Raw genomic sequence first — 26,501 nt, 5'->3', positions numbered from 1 at the left:
ACGGGATTAAGTCTTTTTCATATTTGCCCCAGCAGATACAGGGCAATCGACAGCAACTCGGCCATACTCCAGAGATGTTTTTTGCGTTTGGCTGCGCGTGGCAGAGTGGAGAAACCCAGCAAACACGGGGGTTTCGTCCCTCTGCCCTACGCACTCAAACACGCCAAAACACAGCTATTGGTACAAAAATTGGTACAAGCCGGGCGCACCTCCGATATTGCAGATGCTGGGGCCGCCGTTCCGGAGCGAGCCTTGATCTAACTACCGAAGGCACGCTGGAACCTAAATCATGACCGGCCAACAATAGGCCAGTTAAATCAACAGGTTACGACGCCCGCAATCGTCGAGACCGTTCAAAATGTCCCGCTCTGTGTCACATCAGCTCAGGTGTGTAGCACAATCCTGTCACACATCCCTTCTCCGGCGTTCTGCCAACTGCATCCTCCACTCCTGCCACCGATCCAAAGGCAGTCTACCCTCCCAGGGTTTTAGCCTCTAGCCGAGGGAAAATTGCAATAAAAGTGGTTCCCAACTCCGCAGTTGAGCTGACCGTAATCTCACCATTGTGAGCTCTTACAATTTCGCGAACGATATACAGTCCGAGCCCCACGCTACGCAGCTCTGCATTGTCATGACTGCCGCGAATCATCGGCTCGAACAGATTTTCCAGTAGCCCGGCAGGTATCGGTGTACCGACGTTGTGCACGGAAATTGTCACTGCCTCGTCCTCAATGCGAGTAGAAACAGTGACGGTCGAACCCTCTTCGCCATAAGCGATAGCGTTGGCTGCAAGATTGCCCACCAGTTGGTACAGCCTGTCGCTGTCGGCTGAGAACTCTCCCTGACCGCTACGCAGATGCACCAGGCTGCTCTTGGGGAACGAAAGTCGAATCTCCTCAAGGCAGTCGGCAACCACCTCGTGGAAGTTCAGCGGAGCACAGGTCACAATGATCCCTCGCCCTACTTGGACAAGAGTGAAGTCCAACAGGTCGGCCACAAGCCGCTGAGCGCGTTCGACTGAATGGCTGATATGGCCCAACATCTGGATGCTTCTAGCATCTGGATCACGACGCGAAAGAATTTCGGCCGCCATTCTTATTGCCGAAAGTGGATTGCGTAAGTCGTGGCTGACGATTCCGATCATCTGTTCAGCGAAGAGCGCCCGATCTTCGGCAGCGGCATAGATCGTACGCAGCTTTCCTTGTGTGATTTGCTCGGCTCGCTGGGCCTTGAGGCTCTTGGCCAAATGCCCCTCAGCAAGCATTCGAGCGCTCACTAGTCCACGTTCATACCTTCGCCGATCCTCGGCTTTAAACAGGGTAAGTTCATGAAATATGCCATTCGAATGCTCACAACTTATGGCGCTCAACATCATCGCTATCGAGTGCCCACTTCGATGGACAAGGTCGAATTTCACGTTGGCTACTGAGCCCTGGATCTGCATGAGCGGCCCCCAGTACACCTGATGGAAGGTCTTGGACTCAAGAGTCATTAAGCTCTGAATTGAGCTTCCCAGCAGCTCCTCTCGACTGAAACCAATCCAGCGGCAGAAAGTGAGATTGACCCGTTCGATCCGCCCGTCCTCTGCTGCCAGAAGCAGCCCGGAGTCAGCATCATCAAACAGCGAGTCGGAGCCTAAGGGCAACTCATACTCTGAGGTCATTTTCTTTCCCAGTGGCTAGGGATTGAAGCCTGAGGGGGTGAACCAGATGAATTATAGACAACCAAATTGAAGGTCGAAGCGGGTAGCAGTCAACCAAGGATTAGGGAGTCGAGCATGAAGGACTTGGCCGAGAAGATCGCCGCCGGCGAACCTTTGAGTAGCTGGGGATGGACGCAATGCGCCGGTACCACAGGGATTCTCTGACGGCACCGAGGAGGTGGAGCGTTTGCGACTTGAGGCTGAGTCGCTGATGGAGCCAGCGCCAAGATCGTCACCTTTCCGCCAAATGCAGCCAATTAAGACCACTACGAATTTAGGGGTTGTTCATGCGCTGAAGGAAGTGGCCCCAGGAACATCCTCTTCAGGCGCTCTTTCCCCAAAGCCCGGGTCAGTTCCGACATAACGCAGTACATGAAAATCAGCGTAACCAACAGAATCTGCACCGCCCAGAATTGCGGCCAATTCATGGATGTCCAAAGCATGGCGTTCGCATCCATGACACTGGGTGCCTCTTTCCAGTATTCGTAAAGCCGCTCCAGGTAATGCACCACCAGCGCGACCAGGGCGTACATCAGTGTTTTCCAGGTGACGTTCCATATCAGTGGTTTTTCGGGAAAACGATTGATGAAGGGCAGCATGTCTGCTACCAGTACTGACTTCCCAAGCACCAAGGAAGCGATCAGGATCGACGCCGAAACTGGCAGGGAAACGCCGGTACTCTTGATCATGAGTGCGCGTATGGCGGCCACGATGTGCAGGATAATGAAAAAGAAAATGGTCGGCGGAAGTGCCTTGAGTGCTTCATGTTTGATTGTGGCCAGCACCGATTTCATTTTGCCCCCCAGATACTGTGAAGCTGAGCTTCGTGTCCTTAAATTTCGAGTTGATGCCCCTTCTCCCGAGTTACTGCATCGAGAGAAGAGGTTTTTTGTAGCAATCGAAAGAACAAGTATTGTTCTCGATAGTCGTTTACTGCTTCGATTGGGACTTCATTTTCTCTTCAATCTTCGCATCCACATCAGCGCGGATCTGGTCGATGCTGAAACTTGCCGGACGCTGGCTTGGAGGGTACTCGACGAAGGTTTGCAGGAATGCAGCGGACTTCATCACGGCCAATTCGGTCAGGTAAACATTCTTCGTAGCCCAATCGTAGTACTGGTCAGAGACCACGTCCGCACGCTCAAACGGGTCCATACGGAGATTGAATACCTTAGGTACACGGAGGCACACGAAGGGCTCGCTCCACACCTTGAAACCGCCCGGTGCGCGCTGTTCGCAGAACACGGCCTTCCAGTTGTCGTAACGCATGGAAACCAGCACGCCGTCGTCGTTGAAGTAGTAGAACTCCTTGCGCTCGCCTTTAGGCTGCTGACCGGTCAGGTATGGCAGTTGGTTGTAGCCGTCCAGGTGTACTTTGAAGTTGGTGCCGCCAGAGACCGGCGCCCAACCCTTGAGCAGCTTGTTTTTCACATCGGCATCGCCAGCGGCCGCCAACAGCGTTGGGAACCAGTCCAGGCCCGAGAACATCTCGTTGGAGATTTCGCCCGGTTTGATCTTGCCTGGCCAGCGAACCATGGCCGGTACGCGGTAGGCGCCTTCCCAGTTGGAGTTCTTCTCGTTGCGGAACGGCGTGGTCGCCGCATCCGGCCAGGAGAACTGGTTCGGGCCGTTGTCGGTGGTGTAGACGACAATGGTGTTGTCGGCGATCTTCAGGTCGTCCAGGGTCTTGAGCAGTTTGCCGACGTCTCCGTCGTGCTCAAGCATGCCGTCTGCGTACTCGTTGCCAGACATTCCGCTCTGGCCCTTCATCGAGTCACGCACGTGGGTGAACAAGTGCATGCGGGTGGTGTTCATCCAGACGAAGAACGGCTTGTCGGCCTTGACCTGCTTCTCGATGAATGCTTGCGCCGCTGCTGTGGTTTCGTCGTCGATGGTTTCCATGCGCTTGGTGTTCAGCGCGCCGGTGTCTTCGATCTTGCCATCGGCGAAGCTGTGGATCACGCCACGCGGAGTGAAGGCTTTGGTGAACTCCGGTTCGTTTTTGGGCCAGTTTTCACGTTCCGGCTCTTCCTCGGCATTGAGGTGATAAAGGTTGCCGAAGAACTCGTCGAAACCGTGGGCGGTCGGCAAGTACTCGTCGCGGTCGCCCAGGTGGTTCTTGCCGAACTGCCCGGTGGCGTAGCCCATCGACTTGAGTGCCTGGGCGATGGTGATGTCGCGCTTTTGCAGGCCGACGGTCGCGCCGGGCAAGCCCACTTTTGACAGGCCAGTACGCAGTACCGTCTGGCCGGTGATGAACGAGGAGCGCCCTGCAGTGCAACTGTTCTCCGCGTAGTAATCGGTGAACATCATGCCTTCCTTGGCGATTCGGTCGATGTTCGGGGTCTTGTAGCCGACCACGCCCAGCGCATAGGCGCTGATATTGGTCTGACCAATGTCATCACCGAAAATAACGAGGATATTTGGCTTATCTGCAGCCATCGTTGACGCTGATACAAGCGACGCTGCCAACAAGGCAAATGTAGGTAGCCATTTGCTCGAGTGAGTCATATCTACAACTCCCTATAGGTTTTGGGTCTCGTTTCGGGTAACCCACGCCATCACAATGCCCAGGCTGTAACTCAGGAGTAACCTGCTTCACAATAGATCACTCGCGCTTTTTTGCCTTGTAGAAGCCCTACTCCAATATAAGGTTCTTAATATATTCAATGCTTTATCGTCTGAGTTACTGGGCTTTGCGTGGCTTCGACCCACTACGAAGCAAGATCTGCCCTGTAGTTATCTCTAAACCCATCCCTATGCTGCTAGTCTCTGTAAAGCCGCAAACTTCGTGAATTTCTTGAAGCAGTGATCCACGCACGAATCCTCACCTATGCTAAAGGCATTCTTGCGCAAGCTGATGAACAGGGGGTGCTTGATGGGTTCTGTGAAAAATGACGCCGCGCTGGTGGTGCTGATTGCAGGGCTTTCAAGCGCCGTTTATGCGCAAGATTTACCTAGGGAGGCTCAACCCTGCGTAGCCTGTCATGGCGAGCGTGGCGAGGGCACAGCCCAGGGACCAATGCTCGCTGGGCTGTCCGAGTCATACATCAACACCCAGATCGACCATTTCATTTCCGGGCAACGCCACAATGTGCTGATGACACCTATGGCACAAGCCTATACCGACCCACAACTGCGTAAGCCGGTAGCCACCTACTTCGCTGCCCAGGGGAAACCACCACAATTGCAACTGCGAGGCGAGCGCCTAGCTACGTCGCCCGCCGAACAGCTCTATTACCAGGGCGACTCATCACGTGACCTCCCGGCTTGCTACAGCTGCCACGGTCCGGCGGCAGTGGGCGGAGGCCCCTTCCCGCGACTGGCCGGCCAACAGGCGGACTACCTAAGTTCGCAGTTACTGGCTTGGCAGAAGGGCGAGCGGAAAGGTGATCCCGACAACATGATGGGCATTATCGCCAAAAGGTTGAATGCAAAAGACATTCAGGAGCTAACCAGTTATCTGGCGACTATTCGGTGAGGAACCAGGCATGAGACTCAACAAATGCTGGCGGGCGATGTTGCTCTGGTGCGCACTCCCCAATCTGGCCCTGGCGGCATATCCGGACATGCAAGAAGAAATTGCTACCCAGCCCAAAGCGGCAGACATGCACTACTTCACGCCACGGGACCTGTCCCGCATTCCCAACGGTGCTTTTGGTGACAAAGTGCGCAAGGGCTATGAACTGTTCGTCAATACCCAGCAGCTCAAAGGCCGCTATGTCGGCAACACCCTCAATTGCACTAACTGTCATCTCGATGCGGGTACCAAAGCCTATGCCGCGCCCATGTGGGCTGCCTATCTGGCCTACCCCGCCTTTCGCAAAAAAGATAATCGGGTGAACAACTTTGCTGAGCGCATTCAGGGTTGCTTTAACTACTCGATGAATGGGAAAGCACCCGCCATTGACTCGCCCGAGTTGGTGGCCATGTCCGCCTATTCTTATTGGCTCCTGATGGGCGGTTTACTGGATATGTTTGGCATGCAGGACAAACCAGTGCCCGAACTCAACGATCAACAGCTGCAACTGGGCGGCAAAGATGAAACCTTCAGCCTGCCCGGGCCTCTGGCAGGACGCGTCAAGATGGCTGGGCGCGAGCACATGCCGGGGCGGGCTTTCGCTACCCTGGCCGAGCCTCCCCAGGCCGCTTCGCCGTCACGTGGGCAACAGGTCTACAGCCAACATTGCGCAGTATGCCATGGTGATCAAGGCCAAGGACGGGAAATGGCCGGCGTACCAGTGCTCCCTGCACTCTGGGGCCCGCAGTCCTACAATTGGGGCGCTGGAATGCATCGGGTCAATACTGCCGCCACCTTCATCTTCGAGAACATGCCCCTGGGCAAAGGTGTGCAGCTTAGTGTGCAGCAGGCATGGGATGTAGCAGCCTTCATGAATAGCCGTGAGCGTCCTCAAGATCCCCGCTTCGACGGTGACCTGAGCAACACTGCCAAAGAATTTCATGGATCGGACCAAGGCTATTACGGCAAGAGTGTAGAGGGTGAGCTGTTGGGAAGTCAGGCATTTCCTGCCGGGATTCAGCCCTAACGGCTGGATAGCTGACCTCCACGAAGAGCAGCTTTGATTCGAAAAGAGGTATTTAGCAGATAGACTGTAACCTCCCGTTGGGCTTCGTCATTGCGTGATTAATCGCACGTACGCTTGGCAAGCCTGCAATGCAGTTAATCCTTGGTCGCCGGCATCGGTGATGGCGACAATTCTTTGAGCAGCCGCTGGGTCAAGTTCGCCTCGCGCGGCTCCATGAACCACGCCGCCGGGGCCGGGGGTGGCTGGCACCCCACAGGCAATACCCGGGGCTGGAGCGGCGAGTAGGACTGACAGCCGGAGATCAGAAGTAGCGAGGCGATCGCGTAGGCGAGCTTGGTCATTTTGGGCATTGGTCAATTCCTTATAGTGGATTTGGTCATTGGCCCGAAGGCGATCCTCCAGGGCTTGGCGCTTGCCCCTCTCGACCTCCTGCCAATCGATAACAGCCAAAGCTCCGGCCTCGCGCTCGCACTGGTAAGCCTCCGCTTGATCAGCCAGCTGCGCGCTATATCGCCAGTCCTGCACTTTCCATGTGGCAAAACAAGCAATGGCCACTAGAAGCGCTGCTACCGCCAGGGCTGACCAGCCACGCGCAGTCATGCCAGCACCTTCAAGGCACAGTCATACAGCGCCTTGCGCTCATCTGCACCGTGCGGAACCCGGCCTGGCTTTCCGGTGTTGATGACGCTGCCAATGTCCTGGAAGCGGCCAGCGTCGGCCAGCTCGCTAAGCCCGTGCTTCGCCCACCACCAGGCGGCGGACATGGCGGCATGCTCCGGCTGCTCGAGCAGTTCCGGCAGGTCTTCCAGTGGCAGGCCCAGGCCAACGCCGGCAGCGGCATAGTTCGCCCGACCGGTGACCTGCAGCAGGCCACGCCCACGGAAGCGCCAGCCGTCACCCGGGTGGATGTTGCCCATGCGCGCGTTGTACACGACATTGGCGATGCGCTCCGGTTGCCGGGCATATTCCTTGGCCAGGGCAGCATTGAACCGGGTCGTCCAGGTACGCATGAGAGCCTCGGCGCTGTAGTTCAGGTTCTCCACCAGGTTGCGCAGGTGGCCCGACTCATGACCGATCTGGGCCAGGAACGCCGCCTGGCGAACCCGGCTGTCGATCTTGAAGCGGGCCATGGCTCGGTTTATTGAAGGCAAAAAAATGCCCGCTACTGGGCGGGCATTGGGGAGGATCTGCAGCAACTGCTGCTCGGTAATGGGCATCAGGCTTCCTCCATCGGCTCGACCGACTCAGGCTCATCGACGGTCACAGTCACTTCGGCGGTGTAGCGCTTGAGTACTTTGGCCGTATGCACGATTGCCGCTGGTTGGGAGGACAGCAGATCGCGCGCTGCCTGGTCGGCGGCTTCCTCGGTGGCGTGGTGGATCTGGTTCGCGGGGTCGTAGTGGTTGCTGGTGTTGATGACGATGTAAGGCATGGGGTTCTCCAGGCAAAAATGAACCCGCTCGATGGCGGGCTTGGGTGATAGTTCGACTTCAAACGTCGGCGGCTTCCAAAGGCTCTGTAGCTTCCGGCGCCGGTAGACCCGGCACCAAGAGGTGCAGGGTGATCATGTGCTTCAAGTCGTAGGGCTGCCCATCCTTGGTCGCGATGACGGTCAGCACACCATCGGTGAACTCGATTTCAATGTCAGCCCGACTATCCACCTGATTCACGGTATACCCCCAGCCATCGCCGATCGGGGGAAACGGGACCAGGCCGAGCGAGCCGGCTACCTGATAGACCCCTACTGATTGGCGTGAAGATGTAACGGCCAGGGAGCCATTCGACACCAGATCGTAGGTTTCACCACTTGCGCCAAGGATGTTGATTGCAGCTCTTGCCATGATCAAATCGCCTTCAGAGTGCCGTCAGCGGCACGGGTGGTATTACCAGTGTGGTAGATCTCGTGCCTTGTAGCGCTTGTATAGTCTCCAGCCCTGAACCAGATGCGGCCAGTAACTGACATCAAGATCTGGGTGCCATACGCTCCGCCGCTCCATGCGGCGTTAATCATGGTCCCAAACGACCCCGGCTCAGGAGCGCCGACCGTTCCTTGAGAGGTCCACATCTCGAACGAATTGCCCCAGCTATTGATTGATGCTGCAACGGGTGCAGAGCGATCCCCCACGACCATCAGGCTGCCAGGGGTGGAACCAGCATTACGCGTAGCGGCACTTCCCAGCCCGAGACCGGAACGCCCAGTTTCGGGTGTGGACCCACCGGTACCGCCACGCGCAATTGGCAACGTCACAGGCAGGGTTGCACCGCCCGAGACCCCGGTAAGCCAGTCGTACAGTTCATTGAAGTTACTAATCGCCTTTTGCCAGGCACTTCGCCGGTCATCCCCACCGGCCCCGCTAGGAGCAGTGCCCAGATTGATTGTTTGCTTAGCCATATACGACCTCTTTAGTTTGTATATCTAGCAGCCGGAAACTTACACACCGGAACGGCAAACTGCGTTTCATTCATGCTCTGCCAGTACCAGTAGCCCAGCGCAGTGATACGCTGACAATAGAGCGTGAGATAAGGCGCCCAGTTCGCCCATATGTTAAAGCCCGCAAACTGGGCATTATCGGTGAACCAGTTCACCCCGCGATCCATCGCAGACACGCATATAAAATCGTCAGTCTCGATAGAAACGTTTGGAACGAACACACGAGAGATAGACGTATCAACCGCCATAGACCACGAAGTTGCAAACTTACTATATCGCACAATTTTATCTCTTGCGTTGAATACCGGAATGCCGTTGGCATCCCAAATATTCAGTCCGTAGCCACTATTTTGCACCGCATCTGCAAACTTGCAGGACACATACTCAAGGGTAAAGTCCTGAAGAGGCGCCGCCCCAGTAGCCGCAGAATCCAGTTGAAAGCCTGTCCAATTCCCCGGCCCGCCAAGTAACGTCACCGCTAGGCCCAGCGCGCCGTGGGACGCGCTTTGCACACGAACGAATAGCTGCGGGGCTTCTTGGGTATAGATGGGGCGAATAAATGTCGCTTGCCCCTGGCCGCCACGGTCAGTATAGGATGAGGTAATCCTTACCATGCCTCGCTCTGAAAACACCATCACCTTGTAGGTGCTTGAAATGGTGATCGTGCTGTAGTCGTTTACCGCTTGAAACCCATACTCGGCCATTATCCCACCCTGACTGCTTCAAGCACGCAGTGAGCCGTGTGCTCTATCCACTCGTCTTTATAGTTGTTACCGACGCCCGTGGGGCTGCGTCGGTTGCAGTAAGTGAATATTGCGATCTGCGAGCCGCCCAAATTTCGATAGGTAGGCAGATAACCCCACTGACTTATCTGCCCATTCTGCGGATAACCGGCATAGTACTTAGGGGTAATTAGCAGAAAGCATTTGGACGGATCATACCCTGGCACATTCCAGAGAATGTAATCCGCTCGAGTGCCACTCCCGCTCTTTCGCACGCCATCCGTGGCGGGAATCTCCATTGATGCCAACTTCTGAATGGTGAAATCTTGCATACCCAAAGTTTGGACACCACTTTCGTTGCTCACCTCTACGCCATACAAGGCCATACGGTATACCTCCTTAACCGCTAACTTTGCCAAGTGCCGTACGGCGTACTTGGTTCTGATCGTAAACATAGAACCCGTCGTTATTGAAGAGCGTTGATCCTCCAGCACCCGAGCTGCGAATACTCACGGCACCGGTTACGAAGTTGAGCTCCAGCAATGGCAGCCCTTGGGAGTTCACCGCTGCGGACCTGATGGTCATGCCGGCGACAATTTCCTGGATGAAGGCCTTATTGATCACGGCCTGGTTGATGAACACCTGACCGCCCTGCACCACGAACGGCAGTGACATGTTGCCGCTGGACTCGTCGACAATCGCGAACCGTTGCGCGAAGGCCAGGATCTCGCTGGTTTGGCCGTCGCTTCCGAGTGCAAGCCCTGCCATGACCTTGCGGCCGCCAGTAGTGGTCTCCGCTTTGATGGTGGTCATGGCCGAAACCTTCCCATCAACACCTGCAAGTGTCTCGGAAACCTGCTGGACCGAGGCACTGACAAGCTGCACCGAACCTTCCACGGCGCCGACCTGGGACTGAACGGTATCCACCCGTCTGCCTGTAGCTATCCCGTCTTCAACCCGCGCGGATTGCTCCGTCCAGACACCCACAAAACTACCCGTTGCCCCAGCCAGCCCGGACGAGTCTCCTTCCATCTCCGGATTCACCTGAACATAGAGCCCGTCAAGGCGCGAGGCTTGAGCAGTGATTGCCGTCCCTTGTTGATTTACTGCGGTATTGAGCTGGCTGATCGCTGTGGCTTGGCCGTTCGCTTGGTGAGCGGACGGGCCGGTCGCGAACGAACTCGGCGCAGTGTTGGTGCCCAACTGCTCCTCAAGCATGAATCCGTCGAAGTACGCCTCCATCGAGCCAGCAACGGGTTGCGTAAAGAACAGAATTTCAGCCCGGTCCACCAAAGCCGTAGGAGTGGTCACTACAGCGCTGTATCTCCCCCAATCTGAGCCAACGGCAACGTTGCCCAGGCCAACCTCGACTTGTGCTCCGGCCGCATTCAGGTAACGAATGCGCACCGCAATATTGCGAGCGAGAGGCACTTCCGACCAAAACGAGATGATGTACTTCTGACTCGGTTTGAGTCGCAAGTTCAGTACCTCATTGTTGGCGTACAGACAGAAATAACCGGATCCGGTAGCGCTATCGACTGTCTTGAGACGGTGGGTGGCGTAAGCCGCAGAGAACGCCTCAGCGGTCAGTGCGGTGGTGTTGCGCCGTTGGATGGCAGGCAGGCTATCAGTGAAGACGCAATACTCCGCAGGAATGAGGTTTGCCCCGCTCCCGCCGATGTTTCCCACCGTGCTCTGCAACTGGGTCACTGCCGTGCCCTGGGCATTGAGCGTGTTGCCCTGCTGAGCAACGGTCGACCCCAGCGATTGCAGGGCGCTGTTGTCCGCCTTGCCAGCCACGGTGTTACCCAATTGGGTCAACTGGTTGCTTTGACTGGTCAGCCCTTGCTCCGTCTGGGTAACACGACCATTAAGCGTCTGGGTCGCGGTAGCCTGGGCATTGTCCTGGCCGGAACGCTTGCGCGCCGCCGGCGCCGACATGAACACATCTGTTGCATCGCCGGCGCCGATACGTAGCGTCATAGCCATGCGGATTGCTGCGGCTGGAACAGTGGCCATGCCCGTGAGCTTGACCCAGCCCCCAGTCGTAGTGGTGACGCGCTCACCATCACCGGCTGCAACTACCCAGTTATGCCCGATGCTCACACCTGCCACATCGTAGAACTGAATCCACAGGCCGCACTGGCCACGCGCCGCGGCGACATAGGCGTACAACTCGAAGTCGTAGACTTCACCGCCTACCACAGCAATCTGAGCCGAGTTGCCATTCTCCGGCGGCCTTACATTCAGGGCGCTAAGGAAGGCGTAGTAGGTGTTCCCGGTACCTGTGGCCGGACTTACACGTACTACGCGAGCGCTCGACACCCCACCAGGCACAGCCGCATCGTTTCGCAAAAACACCGTACCGGCCTGGCCAATTCCATTTGAGTTGGAAAAAGTCGGGTCCAGCAGCAAGTTTTCTCCAGCCACGCTCCCCACGGTGGCTTTGATGTTGGTGAGCTCTGTTCCCTGAGCGGTAATGGTGTTGCCCTGCTGGCTAACCGTATTGGTCAGCGCCTGGACAGTCGATGCGTCTGCCTTGGTCTGCGCTACCGCCAAAGCGTTCGCTGCAGCGGCGGCGGCATCGGTGGCAACCTTGTCACTCACCGTCACCCAGGCGCTGCCATTCCAGCGCTTCGGCGTGTTTGCATTGCCCGTGATGTCGATCCACAGGTTCTGCGCCAGGCGATCAGCAACCGCTGGTGTCGCGGTCTGCACCAGGACCTTGCCTTTGCTCCCGGCCAGAGTTGCAGCGGCGTCAGCGGCCTGCTGCGCTGCGGTCACCCCTTGATTCGTAGCGGTCAGGCCGTTGTTCAGGTTGGTGATTGCCGAACCCTGCGACGTCAGGCCAGTTTCAGTTTGAGTCACCCGGGCATCAAGGGCTGTCGTGGCAGCAGCATTCGCCGCCACCTGCCCCGCGCTGTTGCCGATGACGAAGGCGGACGGATCAGTGCCGGCGCCAATCTGTTCCTCCAACATGATCCGATCCACAAACACCGCGATCCCGTCGGCAGGGTTCGGTGATGCGGAAAGGGTTAAGACCATTTTGTCCGCAACAAACAGCGGGCTCGATACATCGAACAGCACGTTGTAGCGCGCCCAGTTCCCGGTAATAGCGATGTTCTGTCCTGGAGCGAACCGGACTTCTCCTGACGAAGAGATGGTCCGCAAGGACGCAACCATTTCCTTGTTCGCGCCCTCGCTTCTGGCATTGAAGGAAGCGATGTACTTCTTGTTCTTCAGGGCAATGTTGGCCCCCGAGTAGATCGCTGACGGTGCGAAGTAAGTCGTCCCAGTGCCAGAGGTTTTCAGCAGGCGAAGCGCATAGCCGTTGAACGCAGTGGGATCAGCCACCACCGAGGCAAACTGGCCACCACCCAGTACCAATGCAGGCGCGGTATCCGAGAACACCGAGTACTCAGCTGGCATCAGGTTGGAGCCATTGCCAGCAATGTTCCCGACCGAGGCCTGGACATTGGTGATTGCCTGGCCCTGGGCAGTAATTGTTTGCCCCTGCTGCGTGACCTCGTTGCTCAGTGCCTGAACCGTCGAGGCCTCGGCTTTGGTGGCCACCTGAGCCAAGGCCGATGCAGCAGCTGCAGCCGCATCCGTCGCCGCCTTGTCGGTCACCGCCGCCCACGCCGAGCCGGTCCAGCGCTTCGGGGTGTTGGCGTTGCCGGTGGTGTCGATCCACAAGTTCTGTACCAGCCGATCAGCTGCTGCCGGAGCAGCCGACTGAATGATCACTTTGCCCTTCCCGCCCGCCAGTGCATTGGCCGCATCTGCAGCTTGCTGCGCCGTCGTGACGTTCTGGTTGGTGGTCGTAAGGCTGTTGTTCAAGCCGGTAAGGGCCTGGCCCTGGCTGGAGATCGTCCCTTCTGCCGCCGTCACCCGGGCGCCGATGCTGCTGACCGTCGAAGCGTCAGCTTTGGTGTTGGCCACCGACAAGGCATTGGCCGCAGCCGCGGCCGCATCCGTGGCGACCTTATCCGTTACCGAGACCCAGGCCGACCCGTTCCAGCGCTTGGGTGTGTTGCCACCACCGGTAGTGTCAATCCAGAGGTTTTGCGGCAGGCGATCAGCTGCAGCCGGGGTGGCCGACTGCGTCAGCACCTTGCCTTTGCCGCCCGCCAGATCCGCTGCAGCCTGAGCGGCGTTCTGCGCGGCAATCACGTTGCCGTTGGTAACCGTCAGGCTCGACTGCACGCCGTCGATTCGCTCGGATTGGGCAGTGAGTTTGCCGTCCTGCTCGGTGACCTTGGTTTCCAGCGTGGTGACGCGGCCAGCCAGGCCGTTGGACTGGGACACCACCTGACCAACATCGAGCCAGTAGGTGGTGTTCGGCGGTGCCTTGGCTCCGGTCAGGTCAGCAGGCACAGCAATCTTGGCCTGATACAGACGATCATTCAGCCGCGTAGAAGCGCCAGCGGCATAAGCTTTCTCCTTCTGGTACTCAGCCGACTTGGCGATTGCGCTCACCTGGTCGATCTGTTGCTGCAGGTTGCCCTGAACCTGGGATATCTGCTCGCCCAGCTGGTCGTTGATCTCTTCGACCTGGACCTTGACCTCCTCTATTCGCTGACTGACCGAACCCGGCAGCGATGGCGGACCATCAATCAAGTCGATGCGTTCCTGCAGCGCCGGGTAAAGCGCGCCCTCGGTGATCTTGTCCTTGAAATACTCCTCATATTCGGACTGGTCGGCGCTCGACTGACCATTGACGCCCACACCCGCCGGGTACCAAGGCCCAACGTTGCCGGTCCGGTCGATCAAACGAGCCCAGAAGAAGAACGACACACCGGCAGCCAGGCCGTGCAGCTCATGCTTGGCCTGCGGGTAGGCGAAGTCGCCCAACTTGATAGCGTCATTGCGCGAATTGGTTTTGCTGTACCAGATCTCCGTCCGCTCGGTGTCCTCGGCGCCAGCAGGAAAGCCCCAAGACAGGCCGATGCCATAGACCAGCGCTGCGGTGTTGAGGAACGAAACCGCTGGCGGCAAGCCGACCTTGCCCGTCAGCTGGGTCAGGTTGGAGCTCTTCCAGATCGACGAAATATCGAACGCGCTCACGGCACGAACACGGGCCAGGTAAGCGCCCGCGTAGATGCCGGTCACGTCGACAGAGGTCGAACCGGTGCGTTGCAGCTTGATCCAGTTGCCGTTGTCCTTGCGCCATTCCACGTCATAGGCCACAGCGCCAGCAACAGCTGGCCAGGCAATGGTCATGGTGCTGACCGCGATCCCCTGGTTAACCGCAGAGCTCGAAGTCAGGGTCACGCTCGCCGGCGACGGTACCACCGTGACCGGGATAACACTGATCGGCCGCTCCTCAAGGCGGGCACCGGTGTCGATCGCCGCGAATTTACTTGGATTGAACTCGAGCGCGGTGATCTCGTACTGGCCTTCTTGAGTACGTGAAGTCTTGAGTACCCGGAACAACTGGATGGCAAGATCTTCATAGTCGATCGCCCATTGCAGCTCTGGCTCGGGCTGAACGCTGTAGACCGTGGTCACAGTCACTGCCCGGCCGTTTACCGACTGCACGGTGCGCGCCTGAGCGCTGCCGTTCGGCAGGTTCAGTATCAGGCGATCACCCGCCTTGATCGGCGTATCGCGGTCCAGGGTCACTACCCGGCCAGCAGCGGACGATATCCGGCCACCGTTCGGGCGGCCGGCAACCAGCTCGTCAGCCACTGGAATGACATAGCCAGGCAGCGGAATGCGGCCCTCCATCCCGGTTTTGAAGGTGACAGTGCGATCCTGGCTGTTGCTGAGCAGCGCCCACTTGCCACGGCGCTGGGCTTCAGAGGCGCGGGTGCAACCAATCGCGGAGAGTTCGATTGGACGATCGCGGTACCGCCGCTGAAGTGCCAGATCAGTCACCGGGATTACGTCGGTATCGTAGTTGTTGGCCGGGTTGTCGTAGCTCACCAGCGCGCGACTGTAGTGGGTGTTCCGCTCGGCACCGCCATAAACGAACTCGCCGGCAATGACGTTCGACCGAGTGAAGACGTAGTCGATGTCTTGAGCACGCGGCATGTCCGCCTGCATATACAGCGAACCGTGAGCCCAGTACACCATGCCCCGGTAGATCGCCGACAGGTCGCGCAACAAGGTCCAGGCCTCGGAACGGCCCTGCAGGTTCAAGTCGCACAGGAAACGTGGCTCCTGGCCGCCTTGGCCATTGGGTACCAGCTGGTCGCAATACTGGGCAATGCGGTACATCTCCCACTTGTCGACCATCCAGGACTTGATGCGCTTGCCCAGGCCGAAACGGTCCTCGACGCACAGGCCGTAAGTTACGAACGCAGGGTTGTTGGTCCAGGCTTGCTTGAAGGTTCCGTCCCAAACGCCGGTGTAGGTGCGTGCTACCGGGTCGTAGTTGGTGGGCACCGGCCAGCGCTTGGCCTTGCAGTCCACGGTCACCGACGGGATGTTCTGGAACTGCTGGGCATCGAATTCGATGTAAAGCAGTGCAGTGTTTGGGTACCGCAGCTTTTCGTCGATGATCTCGGTGTAACCGGCAATGGTCATCGTGTCGGCGATGGTGCCGCTGTTGGCGTTCGGAGTGATCCGGCGAACGCGCATCATCCAGCCAGAAGTGGCGGCCGGCAGATTCACCCGCACAGAGCGCTGGTAGCCGTTGGTTGTCTTGCCATCCACTGCGCCACGGTGAGCTTCGGCATATGCCCCGCCATCGGTGGCGATGTCGATCGCGTACTCGATGCGGTAACCATTGGTATTGCCGCTGCTGTCCTGGCTGGCCAGGCGTGGCCAAGCCATACGAACACGCACGGCAGAGAGCTGGGTATTGCTCAAAGCGCGGGTGAGTGGGTTGTCGCTGCGCAGCTCGACGCCGACCGTGGTCTCGTTCTCCACGGCAGGAATACCCTGGATATAGTCCTGCTCGACAGAACCCTGGCGCCACTCCCATTTCACGCCTGGGAAGTTGATGTTGCCACTGGCATCCATGATCGGCGTGTTGTCGAGGTAGATGTCGCGGTCGGTCGGAGTCCCGTCGAACTCACCCTCACCCACCGCAATCAGGAGCTTGGCCAGGTTCGTCGACTGCAGGCTGTCCGGTGCCTCGACTGGCGATTTAGGTTTGCTGTCGCCGCCTTTGGCGCCAGTGACATTCAGATGAGCTGCTGCGCCCATGCTTTCCTCCGGGCATAGAAAAGCCGCCCGGAGGCGGCTTGTTCACTGGGTTGGCTTTACGCCTTGTCTTGCGCCTCGATGGAGGCAGAGATAATCGCACCACCCCACCGACGTTTGCCAATGCAGATCGGGACGGGGTTGCCGCTGGCAGTGGTGTTCTTGGCACTACCGAACGCATACGACGGCAAGTTTTCCGGTGCTGCGCTTTGTGACAGGCCCTTGGCCTGGGGGCTGAGCATTTGAATCACACCGCCGGCGACCATGCCGATCCCCGCACCTACAAGTGGCGCGCCGAACGGTGTTGTGGACAGGAATACACCCGCGACTATCATGGCGGCCCCTACAATGGTTTGTAGAATTCCGCCGCGCTTGCTGCCGGCAATTACAGGAACTATACGGACATCGATACTCCCAGACTTACCGAAATCATCCTCCCCAATATTCTTGCCATTCCTGAAAATCGCAAAGCGCATACCAAGAGAGTCCAGCCTTTTTATCTCTGCCTCGAAACCGGGTAGCGTGGCGCGTAGCGCGGAAAACACCTCCCTCACGCTGCCGCTATCAAGCGCCCGCCGATGCACCCGGCCGAAGCGGCTGACTAGGGGACCAGACAATTTGATGCTTGCCATTCCCGAACTACCAAAAGCGGTATCCATAATATCTCCGGCCAAGAAAAAGCCGCCCGGAGGCGGCTTGTTCAATTGTAATTAATGTAGGGGCCTATAAAGACACCGCTCATGTCCCCGCTTATTCGGTAAATGGTCTCCTGATCAGCCTTCACGTTTCCGGTAATCGCCCGAATTGCCATCCCACCGCAAAGACCAGAATCGGCTAAGCCGATTCCAATGTTTGGCTGTCCGACAGGCAGGAAAAAGCTTGCGCGCTGCCCAGTACCGACCTTGGCAGATCTTTTCCCATCGATGTACACGACAACATCGCAACCAGAGCCTACAGCGCCTGAGTCGCGTACCACGGTCAGTGTTCCGCTGCTTCCGGCAGGCTTCGACTGAAACGCATACAGTTCATCGCGCGGCACTGGGTCGGCCTGCTGCACGGGAGTAGCAGATGTGGCACATCCCGCCAGCAACGCCAGCCCTACCGCACCGATCAAAATTCGCATGTGATCCCTCCCCAAAAATGCGGAAATGTACCATGACACCGAAAACTAAGAGCGCCGCTAGTGAGTGGATGCTTCATCAATCCGCGCAAGTAGTTCGTCGAACCGTTTCTCGGCCATCCCTTGGTTGCGGGCCAAGATCTCCAAGCTCGGGTCTATTTGTCGCAAATAAATGCGACATTTCTCCTCGCTGAACTTGTCCACGTTCTCGTGTATATCGTCCGCCAGCGCCTTTGCATCACTAATGCATTGTTTCAAGTGCTCCCGCTGACCCGTTAGAAAATTCAGAAGCTCTTGAGCCACTGGCCGATTGTCCCGGAAGTAGCTACCTATCCGTCTGATTAGTGATTCATTCTCCCGGTTAAGCTGGTACCAGCCCGTGCGCGCCTGCTCGGACTTAACCACCAAGCTTTGCCGCAGCGCGAAGAGTTCATTCGACTTTGTTCTGCTGAGCGCCCGCCAGGCCACAGCCAAGCTCAGCAATGCAAAGACCAAGGTGAACACATCGATCAACGAAATTTTGCCTACTTCCATACACGTGATCCTGACAGATAAAGCCTTCAGGATATCCGAACCATGATCAAACGGAATGGCTGGATGAAAACCCAGTACCCGGCCAGCCCACCCCCATAGTAGCGTTGTGCCTCCACAACGAAAGGGATTCGAGATGGCCCTCTACGCCCCAGATACAAAGAAATACGTGAACCAAACGAACCAACCAAACAACAAGCATTGGACTCACGTCTACAAGATAGGCGCAATTGTGCCTGAGTCGGGGATCTACCGATGCGTCACGTGCGGGGACGAAATCACCTCCAATAAAGGAGATCCATTCCCGCCGCAAAACAAGAAGCAGCATCCCTGCACAGATGAAAATGTCAAATGGGAACTTATTGTCATGACCCAAACCACCGGCTCAGGGAAATAGCATATCGAACCGCCCCGGTCCGTTGCCGGAAAGCCCATGGACTGGGGCAGCATCGCCTCTAGCGCAAGCAATTAAGGATTTCGAATGGCCACAAAACTTATTCAACTTAACCTGTCTCTCGCGCCCAAGGCTGTAGTAGGGCTCGGGAATGGGAGCAACGCGAACCTGATGGTTGAAGTAGACCTCTCGGGCAAGCCTATCGGTGATTATTCGATAAAAGAGATCGAGGAGCTCGCACGAGCTGAGCTCAAGCGAGTCGCTGCAACTGCCTGATTTGCTCATCCAAGGCAGCAATGCGGGCGGTCAATATCGCCTCGTATGCTAGCCGCAAGCTCGACTCCGTCGTGAGTCGAGCTTGCAGTTCATCAATCCTACGGTTTGCTTCGTTCAGTCCGTCAGCCGATGCTTTGCTCATTCTCCACTCCTGCGGATTTACCGCTTCATTTCGCGTCTCGATGACGCAACACAAGGCGCGTTCGGTCGAGCCAGGGCCCGCCGAACACGATGATTTCTGATGGCCTGCCGTACAGGTGGTGCAGCAGAAATGGGCCCTGGCCGAACACCTGGACCTGCTCGTCTGGCAGTTGCGGGTCAGTGCCCAGGTAGATCCCGGCATGGTTCGGGTGCGACGTGCGCCCCACCTCCATGACGATCATGTCGCCGCGCTGGGGCTGACCAACCTGGTAGAAGCCAGCCGCTTCATAGGTCTGTTCGTACAGGCTCGGGCCGTCGGCCTGCTCCCACCACCCCTCCTCTCGCGCATAGGGGGGAAACTCCAGGCCCCACTCGCGGCGGTACCAATCAGCGCAGACCTGCCAGCAATCCCAGGCGCCATGTACGAACGGCCGCGCCAGCAACGGCGTATGGCCAGTGGGTGTGATACTGCGCAAATCCCCCTCCGGCCACGACAGGATGTGCCAGGGCAGACCCGTGGCTTCGCACATGGCTAGATCGCGCGGGGACGGCCTGCTGGTGGCATCAGGGTGTGAGTGAACGATGCCGATCACCTCGCCCTGGTCCTCCGCCGCAGCGTATTCCTCCGGAGCAATCCGGAATTCTTCGCCCGGGTCGCTCGCGGTGTTGGCGCACGGCACGTAGATCTGCTTGCCGCCGACGGCCACGACCAAGCCGCAGCACTCACGCGGGTATTCCGCCGCAGCGTGCGCTCGCACGGCAGCCAAGATGTGTTTGCGCATGATTAACTCCGAGCGATCAGTGATACGGCCGGGAAACCACCGAAGGGAATCTGGTTGTCCTGCCCCCAGCGGACAATGCAGCCGGAGTCCAGGCATCCATTGCATTGGTCCTTTTCGGGATCATCCGTGGGGTTGCCCTCGAGGTCGAAATAGGGGCCGGTATAGCCGCAGTTCGGCCCCCGGTAGCCGGCAGTCATTGCCCAGTGACACAGTTGGGTCATTTGCCTGCCAATAGTCTCGCCACCTACATCGCCAGGGCTGGCAAGCTCCCACGCCACCGTGGTGCCGTTTTCCAATACTTTCTGATCGATGTACCAGACCTCGATCGCTTCCTCGGCCGAGTCGGCCTCCGGATTGCCGCTTGGGAAATTGGCGGCATCCAGGTACTGCGCCATGGTGTGGCGTATCGTCAGCTTGAACTCGAGCAGGTTGTCGAACGCCAGGCACAGCGCGGTGACTCGGCCGTTGACGTTGCCAACCGTCAGCGAAGGCCGCACGGCGATACCGTCTGAGTTGGCCTCGATGCCCTCGACCTGCATCGGCCAGGCGCCATATTCTTTCCCCTGCCACCAGATAGATTTGGCGGGCAGCTGGTCAGCGTTAGCGCCAGCTGCAGCCAGTTCTTCAGGTGTATGGGGAATTGCATGCCCATGAAAGCGCAAGATATCTGCACCGAAGTCGGACCCGTCCAGTTCGAACAGCAGGATCTCGGCTCCCGGCTCCAGCTTCTGCAGCTGAGTGATTAGGCTCATGGGTGATAAGACCTCTCAAAGGTTGCCGCCACTACCCCGATGCCCCCCGGCTTTCGTTGCTGTCGGAAAGTCTCGCAGCGGTACATCCCCAGGGCGCCGCCTGGTGGGGTCCAAAGGAATGACCTGGCCCCGCGATGGGAGCGGATGAAGTCGAGGATGGGTTTGACCTCTTCCGCCAGCCCCCCAAAAGACAACGCCCAACTGTCTACCTCAGCGTTCAGTCCATCGCTAGCCACCTGGGCATAGCCATCACCAAACTGCGATTTTCTTGTTCTGAGGGTGCTGTCCGAGCTGGCCTCGTCATCAGGCACCCAAACAAACGTCTCCATTGCCATCAGCTTCTCCGGGTACTGTTGCGGTGGCTTGCACCACCTGGTCGCCAGGAATCGGCGATTGCACGTTCTGCCACCCCGCGCATCTGCAATTGCAGGTTCTGCTGCAGGGCGGCGCTGTCGAGCTCCATGCCTTCTGAGCTTCGATCTGGCACGGAGACCGAAACCGGGGCGTTCACCTGCACCACCGTGCTGCCGCCGGCATTGCCACCCACCATCTGCACCCCCAGCGCCCCGTCGGCGCCGCGGGCCAACGGCATGATCGCTTCCGGCCCCGCCTCTCCAGCAACACCAATCTTCCCGCCGGCCATGCCGAAGGGGGTCGGGGCATTGAGGATGCTGTTGGTGAATGCTTCACCCTTGGCGTAAAGCTGCACGCCGCCGCTCCAGGCGCCACCTTTGGCCTGCGCAACGCCTGACCAACCGTCCATGTATTGGGGGCTGTACCCTGCCTGGGTAGATCCAAGCGAAGCGGAGCCACCGCCGAAATAGTTACCTGCAGCCGACATCCCCATGCCGACCAGGCCGCTCAGGAGTGAGCTCGCCGCCTGCTGACTGGCAATCCTGGCCATGTCCGAGATCACGCTGTTGGCGAAGCTCCTGAAGCTGCCCTTGCCCGTCATGGCGAATTCCGTCAGGGCGTCGCGCGCTGAGTTGAATCCAGTGGTGAGCATGTCTTCTGTCGCACCTGCGAAGTTGGCTGCATCGGCTTGAATGTTGTCCCACGCACGCCGGGCACCGTTGCGGTAGTCGCCCTGGGCCTGCAAGCGCGCGTCGTAACCATCGACCTCCATCTGCAGTTCACGCGCCTGGTAGTCCGCCAGATCCGCCAGCCGCTGCTCGTAGGCCGACTGGCTGAGTCGCCGGGAAACATCCTCTTGCTGCTCTTCCAGTTGCCGGCGAGCCTGGCCGTACTTCTCGCGCACAGCGTTCAAGCGATCGGCCTGCTCACGCTCGTTATCACCCATGCCGACGCCGGCAACGTCCGCATTGATCACCTCTTGCCGTGTCTGCAGCACCACTTCCATGGCCTTGCGATACGCATCAGCGCTGTTACGCCGCAGTTCCGCCAGCTTCTGCTCTTCCTGGGTCCGCTTCTGGATAACGGGGTCTGCGTAGGCCTCGTTCAGGTTCTTGATACCGAGTTCCATCTCGGCAGCCGTTATCCTGCCAGCGGCCTGGGCCTTGCGCAGGCCCTGGACACCTTCGGCGAGGTCTACAAGTCGCTTTTTCTCCGGCAGAGCCCTGTCGATAATGGCATCCAGCGCTTTGAGCTCATCTTGCAGCGACTTGGTGCGGTCCTTGCTGCTGTCGGTGGCATCCTTGTTGGCCTTCTTTTGCGCCTCGATTGCGCTGGCAGCAGACAGGATCGCCAGGCGGTCGATTTCGGTGAGGTCGGCGTTTTCTGCAATGTGCCGATTGGCAATCTTGATCGCATCGCCATTGTCCTTCAGGCCTGCCAACTGCTTCTGGAGCGTTTCCAGATAGGTCTGACCCGCCGTGCTCATGCCGGCCTTGGCGGCATTGTTGGCATGGGTCGATGCGGTGTTCTCCTCGGTGACCCCGGTGAGAACGCGCAGCGTCTCGGCGATCAGGCCGGATCGCTGGTCGGCATCACTGACTGCGCCAGCCTGGGTGATCCACTGTTGCACAGTCTCGGGGGGCAACTTCACCCGAGTGCCAACCTCGCGAAGGATGGGTGACAGGTCGGCGCCTGCGGCGCGAGCCTCCTTCAGTTGCTCCACAACACCCTGATAGGCACGTAGCTGCTGGCTGTACTGCCCGCCGGAGTCTCTGGCCGGCGCCGTGACCGTAGCCGAGCGGATCGACTGGGCAAGATTGCCATAAGCATCCTTGACCTTGTCCGTGGCATTGATCTGCTCCTGTTGCCACTTCACCAGCGACGCTTCGCGCTGGTCCTTGTTGAGCTTGGCGAACTCCTCTCGCAGTTGCGCAACGGGCTTGTGCATATCATCCAGGCTGACCCCGGCTTGATCCGCACTGTCCCTCAGCAACAGGAAGCTAGCCGCAGCGGTACCGGCCAACAGCGCCAGCCCCATCGGCCCACCCAGCGCCGCAAGCAGTCCACCGGTGGAGGCGCGCGTCAGGTTGGTCTGCGCAATTGCCAGGGCATCCGTGGATGCCTTCAGCGCTGCTTGCTTGGGGATGAGCTGCGTCTGCACAAGCGACAGCCGTTGCAGACCGCTGGCAGCCGCCACAGAAGCCTGGGCTTGCTGGAACTGCGCCTGCGCATAAATATGCTGCGCATCAGCCGCGCGCAACGCGGCCTGGGCGTTTTGGATCTCGGCGGCGCGCTGGGCCAGTGCGGCCTTCAGGGCCAGGCCGGATTTAGCCACGTAGTTCGTCAGAGCGGCAGCACCCGCGCCGCCCATCGCCACGGCGACCAGGTCGACGTTGTCGGCCAAGCTGATTAACACCTGGGAAAGACCAGCTACCGCACCAGTGCGCTCCTCCATGCTGCCCAGGAAGGTGCTGATCGCGTTGCTGATATTGACCAGGGCGTCTTGGACGCTCGTGGACATACCAGCTGCAGCCTTGCGGTTCGCCTCGACGGTTTGCAGCAAACCGGTGTTGATGTCATCGAGTGACAGTTTGCCCTCGTTACCCAGCTTGCGAATCTCGGCAGCACTTTTGCCTGTTGCGCTGGCGATCGCATCGACGATTGTTGGCATTGCGGTCTGAATTGATACCCAGCCGTCAACGTCTACCTTGCCGGTCTGCAACGCCTTGGAATAGGAATCCAGTGCCGACCCTGCCTTATCGGCTGCTGCAGCGTTGGTCACCAACAGAAAGCTGAAGCTGTCGGTGATATCGAGCGTCTGCTGAGTGTTGAAGCCCAGGCTGCGCATTACGTCGGCCGTGCGGATGTACAGCTCCTGAGCTTCCGCCAGCGGTCGGTATGTCTCCTGGGCGGTACGCAGCAGATGCTCCTGCACTACCTGGTACTCGCCAGCACTCCCAGCAGCGGCCTTCATCCGGTCGGACATCTGCCCATAGGCGTCGACCTGCCGGATGATCCCACCGATCAGGCCAGCGCCAGCCACGGCAGCGAAGGCGCCGCGCATCAGCACCCCGGCCTGTTGGGCCGCACCGCCAGCACTGTCGAACGCAGAGTCGACGGTGGCCAGGCTGCGGTCGATCGACTGAGACGTGCGCGCGACCACCTGGTCCGCGCTGGCCAGCTCCCGACGCAACTGCGCCGTGGTGGCCTCGATCTGGACCAGCATCCCCTGGACTTGTTGGTCGGCCATGAATATCTCCAAGCAAGAAAACCGCCCGAAGGCGGCACGCTATCTACTGTTTCGGGCGACCTCGCAGGAAGTTCTTCAACCTGTCCGCGACGCTTTCACGCTTCTGAGGCGCTGACTGAGCGTTCCCTTGGCTTTGACCGCGCCCCGTCCAATCGAGACGAGCATCGAGTGCGAGCATGATTTGCGGAATCGGCGTGTGCCAGGCAATGTCGGGCGGCCAGCCAAGCCAGCCGGTGGCTACGCCGAACAGGTAGTCGACGTAGCTGCCGTTCTTCACTGCGCTGTGCTGACCGCCTCGTCCTTTCCCCGGGCGACCACGCTTGGCGGCACGGGATTGAGCAGAGTGGTGATGAATTCGGTCAGTTGGCCCGACACCTTGGCCACGCCGGTGTGGAACACCTCAGCGGCAACGACCTGGTGCTGTTCGGGCGCCAGGCCAGCACCGGCGACGACAATGTCAGCGCAGGCCGCGATGCTCATCAGACGCATCGATTCCAGCGCGCCGCGCAAACCGCCGAAGCGAGCTTCAATTCGCAATGCTGCATCCAGCGTCGGTTTCAGGGTGTAGGTGCGCGCACCGATCACCAAGGTGACAGTGCCATGTAGGGCTTCGCTCATTTGGGTTCTCACAGAAAAAAGGCGCAAGCCCCGTCAGTTACGGGGCAGCAGGACCGGCCAGGATTTCGAGAATTTCGGTGTTGATGGCGAGCGTCATGTTGCGGCGCACGACGTTGTCGGCTGCGCCTGGGGCTACGGTGTTGTTCATGACCTTCACGCCGAAGTAGAAAGTGGTCGGCAGGATTGCCGGGGTGGCGTCAGGATCACCGTCGTTCAGGGTGACCTTGATGTTGTAGTTACCCTTGGTGCGGTCCTTGTGAGCCACCGCCACCGCCTTCTGACCGGCGTCCCCGCTGTCCAGGCCAACAGTCAGTGTCATATTGCCCGCGTCGGCGGTGCCTTTGTATTTGCGCACCCGACCATCACTCAGTGCGGTGAAGTTCACCGCGCTGAAGGTATCGCCAAATTCGCCCAGGTCTTCGATCTCGCCCACATCGATGTAGGTGTCGGCTTTGTACTGGGTTTCGGTGCCAGCTGCGGTTTTACTGCCGATGGCGAGTCGGCAGCCGGCGGCCGTATTGAGATTGTCTTCTGCGGGCATGGGTGTTCCTCCAAAGCCACGTTGGATAAAAGCCGCGACGCGGCCGGTGGTGTGTTCAGTGAGTGGTGATCACGCGGACCGTGATCGAACCCTGATACGTAATTCCGTCGGCATCGCGCTGGGCGTCGGCCTGCTCGATACGAACAGAGACTGCCCGGCCGGTTGCCAGTGGCAACTTGCGCTCGTCCAGGGCGTTGATGATCTCGCCGTTGATGCGCTTCACCTCGGCCTGGCCGATGGCATCGGACCACACCGACAGGTAGATCAAGCGCTGCTCACGCTTGCGGCCTGCAATTGGCCGAATGTTCGTAGAAACTTCCCGGTCAATGGAGACATAGGGCTTCGGTGTGTTCATCGGTGCGCCGTCGTGAACGGGGCAGCTGACCTCAGCCACAAGCCTCGCAAACAAGGCTTGCTGGAGCGCGACAGATGGATCAGCCATTCCCTACCCCCTGGCTTGCCTTGCGCAGCGTGCGGGTGATTGCCGCCTCGATCTCTGCCAGGACGAACTCCCGATTGACCTGCATCGCTGGCCTGAGCCAGGGATGTGCCGGTCTGGCTGGAATGTTCGGGTACTTACCGAAGAAGTGGGTGCCGTCGCTCTTGTTCTTGGTATCGCGCCGCCCCAGCCGGTTCTTGCCCTTGAGCTTTGAGCGGTCACGGTTGGTGGTGTGGGTGCCTGACGCGGCGCTTGCATCGGCACGGTGATAGAGCTTGCCGGAGTAGCCTTTGGTGCCGTACTCGATGAAGCGCAGGTAAAAGTAACGTTGGTTGTTGAGCTTTCCGCGCAGACCGATTTCCGCATTCAGCCCGCTGGACGATACGAACGCCGTCAGCGCTGCGGCGGCTTCCCCCGTGTCTTTAGGCACCAGGTCCTTCATCGTTTGCAGCATGCGGTCGGCGGCCTTCTGCATCGCCGGCTTCAGCTCGTTATCCATGTTCTTGTGGATGTTGCGCAGAAGGCGGCGAAGCTTGAAGTCGCCGGACATCCTGGAGCGGCGAGCCATGGCCTACTCCTTGGCCTGATCGCCCTTGGCTGGCTTGGTCGCCTTCTCGATGACCTCTTCGGCGTAGCCACGGGCGATCAGCCCCTTACCGTCTTCAGCTGACACGTCAAACTCTTCACCCTTCGCCCGCTCGCCGACAGCGCCGGAGAGTGGGCCCAGTGCTCGAATCTTCATTGGTTGT

Annotated in this window: 26 protein-coding genes; 3 read left to right on the top strand and 23 right to left on the bottom strand. The window is 58.8% G+C overall.

Annotated elements, in window-relative coordinates:
• Window positions 1-472: 472 nt before the first annotated feature.
• From H621_RS0101325 to H621_RS0101315, 3 genes are all read right to left on the bottom strand, one after another.
• Entirely contained in the window at window positions 473-1,663 is a 1,191-nt protein-coding gene (locus H621_RS0101325) for a PAS domain-containing sensor histidine kinase (RefSeq protein WP_028941641.1), read from the bottom strand.
• Between the two features lie 305 nt (window positions 1,664-1,968).
• Complete coding sequence (locus tag H621_RS0101320; RefSeq protein ID WP_028941640.1) at window positions 1,969-2,496, bottom strand: hypothetical protein; 528 nt, start codon at window positions 2,494-2,496, stop codon at window positions 1,969-1,971.
• A 136-nt stretch (window positions 2,497-2,632) separates the two neighbouring features.
• Window positions 2,633-4,213, bottom strand: a complete 1,581-nt coding sequence (locus H621_RS0101315) for an arylsulfatase (RefSeq protein ID WP_028941639.1) — start codon at window positions 4,211-4,213, stop codon at window positions 2,633-2,635.
• A gap of 367 nt (window positions 4,214-4,580) precedes the next feature.
• On the opposite strand from H621_RS0101315, the gene H621_RS0101310 reads away from it, so the two are divergent.
• Both H621_RS0101310 and H621_RS0101305 read left to right on the top strand, forming a co-directional pair.
• The gene (locus H621_RS0101310; protein ID WP_028941638.1) at window positions 4,581-5,183 is read left to right on the top strand and encodes a c-type cytochrome; all 603 of its coding nucleotides are present in this window, start codon (window positions 4,581-4,583) and stop codon (window positions 5,181-5,183) included.
• A gap of 10 nt (window positions 5,184-5,193) precedes the next feature.
• Window positions 5,194-6,249 carry a c-type cytochrome gene (locus tag H621_RS0101305; RefSeq protein ID WP_028941637.1) on the top strand — a complete coding sequence of 352 codons (1,056 nt, stop codon included), beginning with the start codon at window positions 5,194-5,196 and terminating at the stop codon, window positions 6,247-6,249.
• 87 nt (window positions 6,250-6,336) lie between these two features.
• On the opposite strand, the gene H621_RS0101300 is transcribed toward H621_RS0101305, so the two are convergent.
• From H621_RS0101300 to H621_RS0101250, 10 genes are all read right to left on the bottom strand, one after another.
• Entirely contained in the window at window positions 6,337-6,849 is a 513-nt protein-coding gene (locus H621_RS0101300) for a lysis system i-spanin subunit Rz (protein WP_028941636.1), read from the bottom strand.
• Entirely contained in the window at window positions 6,846-7,466 is a 621-nt protein-coding gene (locus H621_RS0101295) for a glycoside hydrolase family 19 protein (RefSeq protein WP_028941635.1), read from the bottom strand. Before H621_RS0101295 ends, H621_RS0101300 begins: the two co-directional genes overlap by 4 nt.
• On the bottom strand, window positions 7,466-7,681 hold the full coding sequence (locus tag H621_RS0101290) for a hypothetical protein (RefSeq protein ID WP_028941634.1): 216 nt from the start codon (window positions 7,679-7,681) through the stop codon (window positions 7,466-7,468). The genes H621_RS0101295 and H621_RS0101290 overlap by 1 nt, the downstream gene beginning before the upstream one ends.
• Window positions 7,682-7,739: 58 nt before the next feature.
• A complete protein-coding gene (locus tag H621_RS26790; protein WP_051270370.1) occupies window positions 7,740-8,090 on the bottom strand; it encodes a hypothetical protein in 351 nt (116 codons plus the stop codon).
• Between the two features lie 562 nt (window positions 8,091-8,652).
• A complete protein-coding gene (locus H621_RS0101275; protein ID WP_028941632.1) occupies window positions 8,653-9,384 on the bottom strand; it encodes a hypothetical protein in 732 nt (243 codons plus the stop codon).
• The gene (locus H621_RS0101270; RefSeq protein ID WP_028941631.1) at window positions 9,384-9,788 is read right to left on the bottom strand and encodes a hypothetical protein; all 405 of its coding nucleotides are present in this window, start codon (window positions 9,786-9,788) and stop codon (window positions 9,384-9,386) included. Before H621_RS0101270 ends, H621_RS0101275 begins: the two co-directional genes overlap by 1 nt.
• 13 nt (window positions 9,789-9,801) lie before the next feature.
• Window positions 9,802-16,557, bottom strand: a complete 6,756-nt coding sequence (gene gpJ / locus H621_RS28885) for a phage tail protein (protein ID WP_245219005.1) — start codon at window positions 16,555-16,557, stop codon at window positions 9,802-9,804.
• A gap of 56 nt (window positions 16,558-16,613) precedes the next feature.
• Window positions 16,614-17,213: a tail assembly protein gene (locus H621_RS0101260; RefSeq protein ID WP_036989295.1), complete on the bottom strand. Its 600-nt coding sequence runs from the start codon at window positions 17,211-17,213 to the stop codon at window positions 16,614-16,616.
• A 41-nt stretch (window positions 17,214-17,254) separates the two neighbouring features.
• Window positions 17,255-17,677, bottom strand: a complete 423-nt coding sequence (locus tag H621_RS0101255) for a hypothetical protein (protein ID WP_028941629.1) — start codon at window positions 17,675-17,677, stop codon at window positions 17,255-17,257.
• Window positions 17,678-17,734: 57 nt separating this feature from the next.
• The gene (locus H621_RS0101250; protein ID WP_028941628.1) at window positions 17,735-18,208 is read right to left on the bottom strand and encodes a hypothetical protein; all 474 of its coding nucleotides are present in this window, start codon (window positions 18,206-18,208) and stop codon (window positions 17,735-17,737) included.
• Window positions 18,209-18,686: 478 nt separating this feature from the next.
• Here H621_RS0101250 and H621_RS0101245 point away from each other — a divergent pair, with 478 nt between their 5' ends.
• Entirely contained in the window at window positions 18,687-18,875 is a 189-nt protein-coding gene (locus tag H621_RS0101245; protein WP_028941627.1) for a hypothetical protein, read from the top strand.
• A 167-nt stretch (window positions 18,876-19,042) separates the two neighbouring features.
• Here the strand turns inward: H621_RS0101245 and H621_RS0101235 are convergent, their stop codons facing one another.
• The 10 genes from H621_RS0101235 to H621_RS28660 are packed head-to-tail and all read right to left on the bottom strand — an operon-like array spanning window position 19,043 to window position 26,494.
• Window positions 19,043-19,798 (bottom strand): C40 family peptidase, encoded by a 756-nt coding sequence (locus H621_RS0101235; RefSeq protein WP_028941626.1) that lies wholly within the window; start codon window positions 19,796-19,798, stop codon window positions 19,043-19,045.
• Window positions 19,799-19,800: 2 nt separating this feature from the next.
• On the bottom strand, window positions 19,801-20,550 hold the full coding sequence (locus tag H621_RS0101230) for a phage minor tail protein L (protein WP_028941625.1): 750 nt from the start codon (window positions 20,548-20,550) through the stop codon (window positions 19,801-19,803).
• Window positions 20,547-20,885: a phage tail protein gene (locus H621_RS0101225; RefSeq protein WP_028941624.1), complete on the bottom strand. Its 339-nt coding sequence runs from the start codon at window positions 20,883-20,885 to the stop codon at window positions 20,547-20,549. The genes H621_RS0101230 and H621_RS0101225 overlap by 4 nt, the downstream gene beginning before the upstream one ends.
• Window positions 20,885-24,154 carry a phage tail tape measure protein gene (locus tag H621_RS0101220; protein ID WP_028941623.1) on the bottom strand — a complete coding sequence of 1,090 codons (3,270 nt, stop codon included), beginning with the start codon at window positions 24,152-24,154 and terminating at the stop codon, window positions 20,885-20,887. The genes H621_RS0101225 and H621_RS0101220 overlap by 1 nt, the downstream gene beginning before the upstream one ends.
• Window positions 24,155-24,197: 43 nt before the next feature.
• A complete protein-coding gene (locus H621_RS0101215; protein WP_028941622.1) occupies window positions 24,198-24,431 on the bottom strand; it encodes a hypothetical protein in 234 nt (77 codons plus the stop codon).
• Window positions 24,428-24,772, bottom strand: coding sequence for a hypothetical protein (locus H621_RS0101210; protein ID WP_028941621.1), 345 nt, complete (start codon window positions 24,770-24,772; stop codon window positions 24,428-24,430). The genes H621_RS0101215 and H621_RS0101210 overlap by 4 nt, the downstream gene beginning before the upstream one ends.
• Window positions 24,773-24,809: 37 nt before the next feature.
• Window positions 24,810-25,313 carry a hypothetical protein gene (locus H621_RS0101205; protein ID WP_028941620.1) on the bottom strand — a complete coding sequence of 168 codons (504 nt, stop codon included), beginning with the start codon at window positions 25,311-25,313 and terminating at the stop codon, window positions 24,810-24,812.
• Between the two features lie 55 nt (window positions 25,314-25,368).
• Window positions 25,369-25,755, bottom strand: a complete 387-nt coding sequence (locus H621_RS0101200; protein WP_028941619.1) for a DUF3168 domain-containing protein — start codon at window positions 25,753-25,755, stop codon at window positions 25,369-25,371.
• On the bottom strand, window positions 25,748-26,320 hold the full coding sequence (locus H621_RS0101195; RefSeq protein WP_028941618.1) for an HK97-gp10 family putative phage morphogenesis protein: 573 nt from the start codon (window positions 26,318-26,320) through the stop codon (window positions 25,748-25,750). The genes H621_RS0101200 and H621_RS0101195 overlap by 8 nt, the downstream gene beginning before the upstream one ends.
• Before the next feature lie 3 nt (window positions 26,321-26,323).
• Entirely contained in the window at window positions 26,324-26,494 is a 171-nt protein-coding gene (locus H621_RS28660; RefSeq protein WP_167332080.1) for a hypothetical protein, read from the bottom strand.
• Between the last annotated feature and the right edge of the window lie 7 nt (window positions 26,495-26,501).

Origin of the sequence: Pseudomonas vranovensis DSM 16006 (genome assembly GCF_000425805.1) — a bacterium.
In the GTDB taxonomy this organism is placed as follows: Bacteria; Pseudomonadota; Gammaproteobacteria; order Pseudomonadales; family Pseudomonadaceae; genus Aquipseudomonas; species Aquipseudomonas vranovensis.
Note: the sequence above shows the minus strand (reverse complement) of the source record. Positions and strands in the feature narration are given on the sequence as shown.

Coding starts and splice junctions, on each gene's coding strand:
- H621_RS0101325 (WP_028941641.1), bottom strand. CDS start 1,663: ATGACCTCAGAGTATGAGTTGCCCTTAGGCTCCGACTCGCTGTTTGAT.
- H621_RS0101320 (WP_028941640.1), bottom strand. CDS start 2,496: ATGAAATCGGTGCTGGCCACAATCAAACATGAAGCACTCAAGGCACTT.
- H621_RS0101315 (WP_028941639.1), bottom strand. CDS start 4,213: ATGACTCACTCGAGCAAATGGCTACCTACATTTGCCTTGTTGGCAGCG.
- H621_RS0101310 (WP_028941638.1), top strand. CDS start 4,581: ATGGGTTCTGTGAAAAATGACGCCGCGCTGGTGGTGCTGATTGCAGGG.
- H621_RS0101305 (WP_028941637.1), top strand. CDS start 5,194: ATGAGACTCAACAAATGCTGGCGGGCGATGTTGCTCTGGTGCGCACTC.
- H621_RS0101300 (WP_028941636.1), bottom strand. CDS start 6,849: ATGACTGCGCGTGGCTGGTCAGCCCTGGCGGTAGCAGCGCTTCTAGTG.
- H621_RS0101295 (WP_028941635.1), bottom strand. CDS start 7,466: ATGCCCATTACCGAGCAGCAGTTGCTGCAGATCCTCCCCAATGCCCGC.
- H621_RS0101290 (WP_028941634.1), bottom strand. CDS start 7,681: ATGCCTTACATCGTCATCAACACCAGCAACCACTACGACCCCGCGAAC.
- H621_RS26790 (WP_051270370.1), bottom strand. CDS start 8,090: ATGGCAAGAGCTGCAATCAACATCCTTGGCGCAAGTGGTGAAACCTAC.
- H621_RS0101275 (WP_028941632.1), bottom strand. CDS start 9,384: ATGGCCGAGTATGGGTTTCAAGCGGTAAACGACTACAGCACGATCACC.
- H621_RS0101270 (WP_028941631.1), bottom strand. CDS start 9,788: ATGGCCTTGTATGGCGTAGAGGTGAGCAACGAAAGTGGTGTCCAAACT.
- gpJ (WP_245219005.1), bottom strand. CDS start 16,557: ATGGGCGCAGCAGCTCATCTGAATGTCACTGGCGCCAAAGGCGGCGAC.
- H621_RS0101260 (WP_036989295.1), bottom strand. CDS start 17,213: ATGGATACCGCTTTTGGTAGTTCGGGAATGGCAAGCATCAAATTGTCT.
- H621_RS0101255 (WP_028941629.1), bottom strand. CDS start 17,677: ATGCGAATTTTGATCGGTGCGGTAGGGCTGGCGTTGCTGGCGGGATGT.
- H621_RS0101250 (WP_028941628.1), bottom strand. CDS start 18,208: ATGGAAGTAGGCAAAATTTCGTTGATCGATGTGTTCACCTTGGTCTTT.
- H621_RS0101245 (WP_028941627.1), top strand. CDS start 18,687: ATGGCCACAAAACTTATTCAACTTAACCTGTCTCTCGCGCCCAAGGCT.
- H621_RS0101235 (WP_028941626.1), bottom strand. CDS start 19,798: ATGCGCAAACACATCTTGGCTGCCGTGCGAGCGCACGCTGCGGCGGAA.
- H621_RS0101230 (WP_028941625.1), bottom strand. CDS start 20,550: ATGAGCCTAATCACTCAGCTGCAGAAGCTGGAGCCGGGAGCCGAGATC.
- H621_RS0101225 (WP_028941624.1), bottom strand. CDS start 20,885: ATGGCAATGGAGACGTTTGTTTGGGTGCCTGATGACGAGGCCAGCTCG.
- H621_RS0101220 (WP_028941623.1), bottom strand. CDS start 24,154: ATGGCCGACCAACAAGTCCAGGGGATGCTGGTCCAGATCGAGGCCACC.
- H621_RS0101210 (WP_028941621.1), bottom strand. CDS start 24,772: ATGAGCGAAGCCCTACATGGCACTGTCACCTTGGTGATCGGTGCGCGC.
- H621_RS0101205 (WP_028941620.1), bottom strand. CDS start 25,313: ATGCCCGCAGAAGACAATCTCAATACGGCCGCCGGCTGCCGACTCGCC.
- H621_RS0101200 (WP_028941619.1), bottom strand. CDS start 25,755: ATGGCTGATCCATCTGTCGCGCTCCAGCAAGCCTTGTTTGCGAGGCTT.
- H621_RS0101195 (WP_028941618.1), bottom strand. CDS start 26,320: ATGGCTCGCCGCTCCAGGATGTCCGGCGACTTCAAGCTTCGCCGCCTT.
- H621_RS28660 (WP_167332080.1), bottom strand. CDS start 26,494: ATGAAGATTCGAGCACTGGGCCCACTCTCCGGCGCTGTCGGCGAGCGG.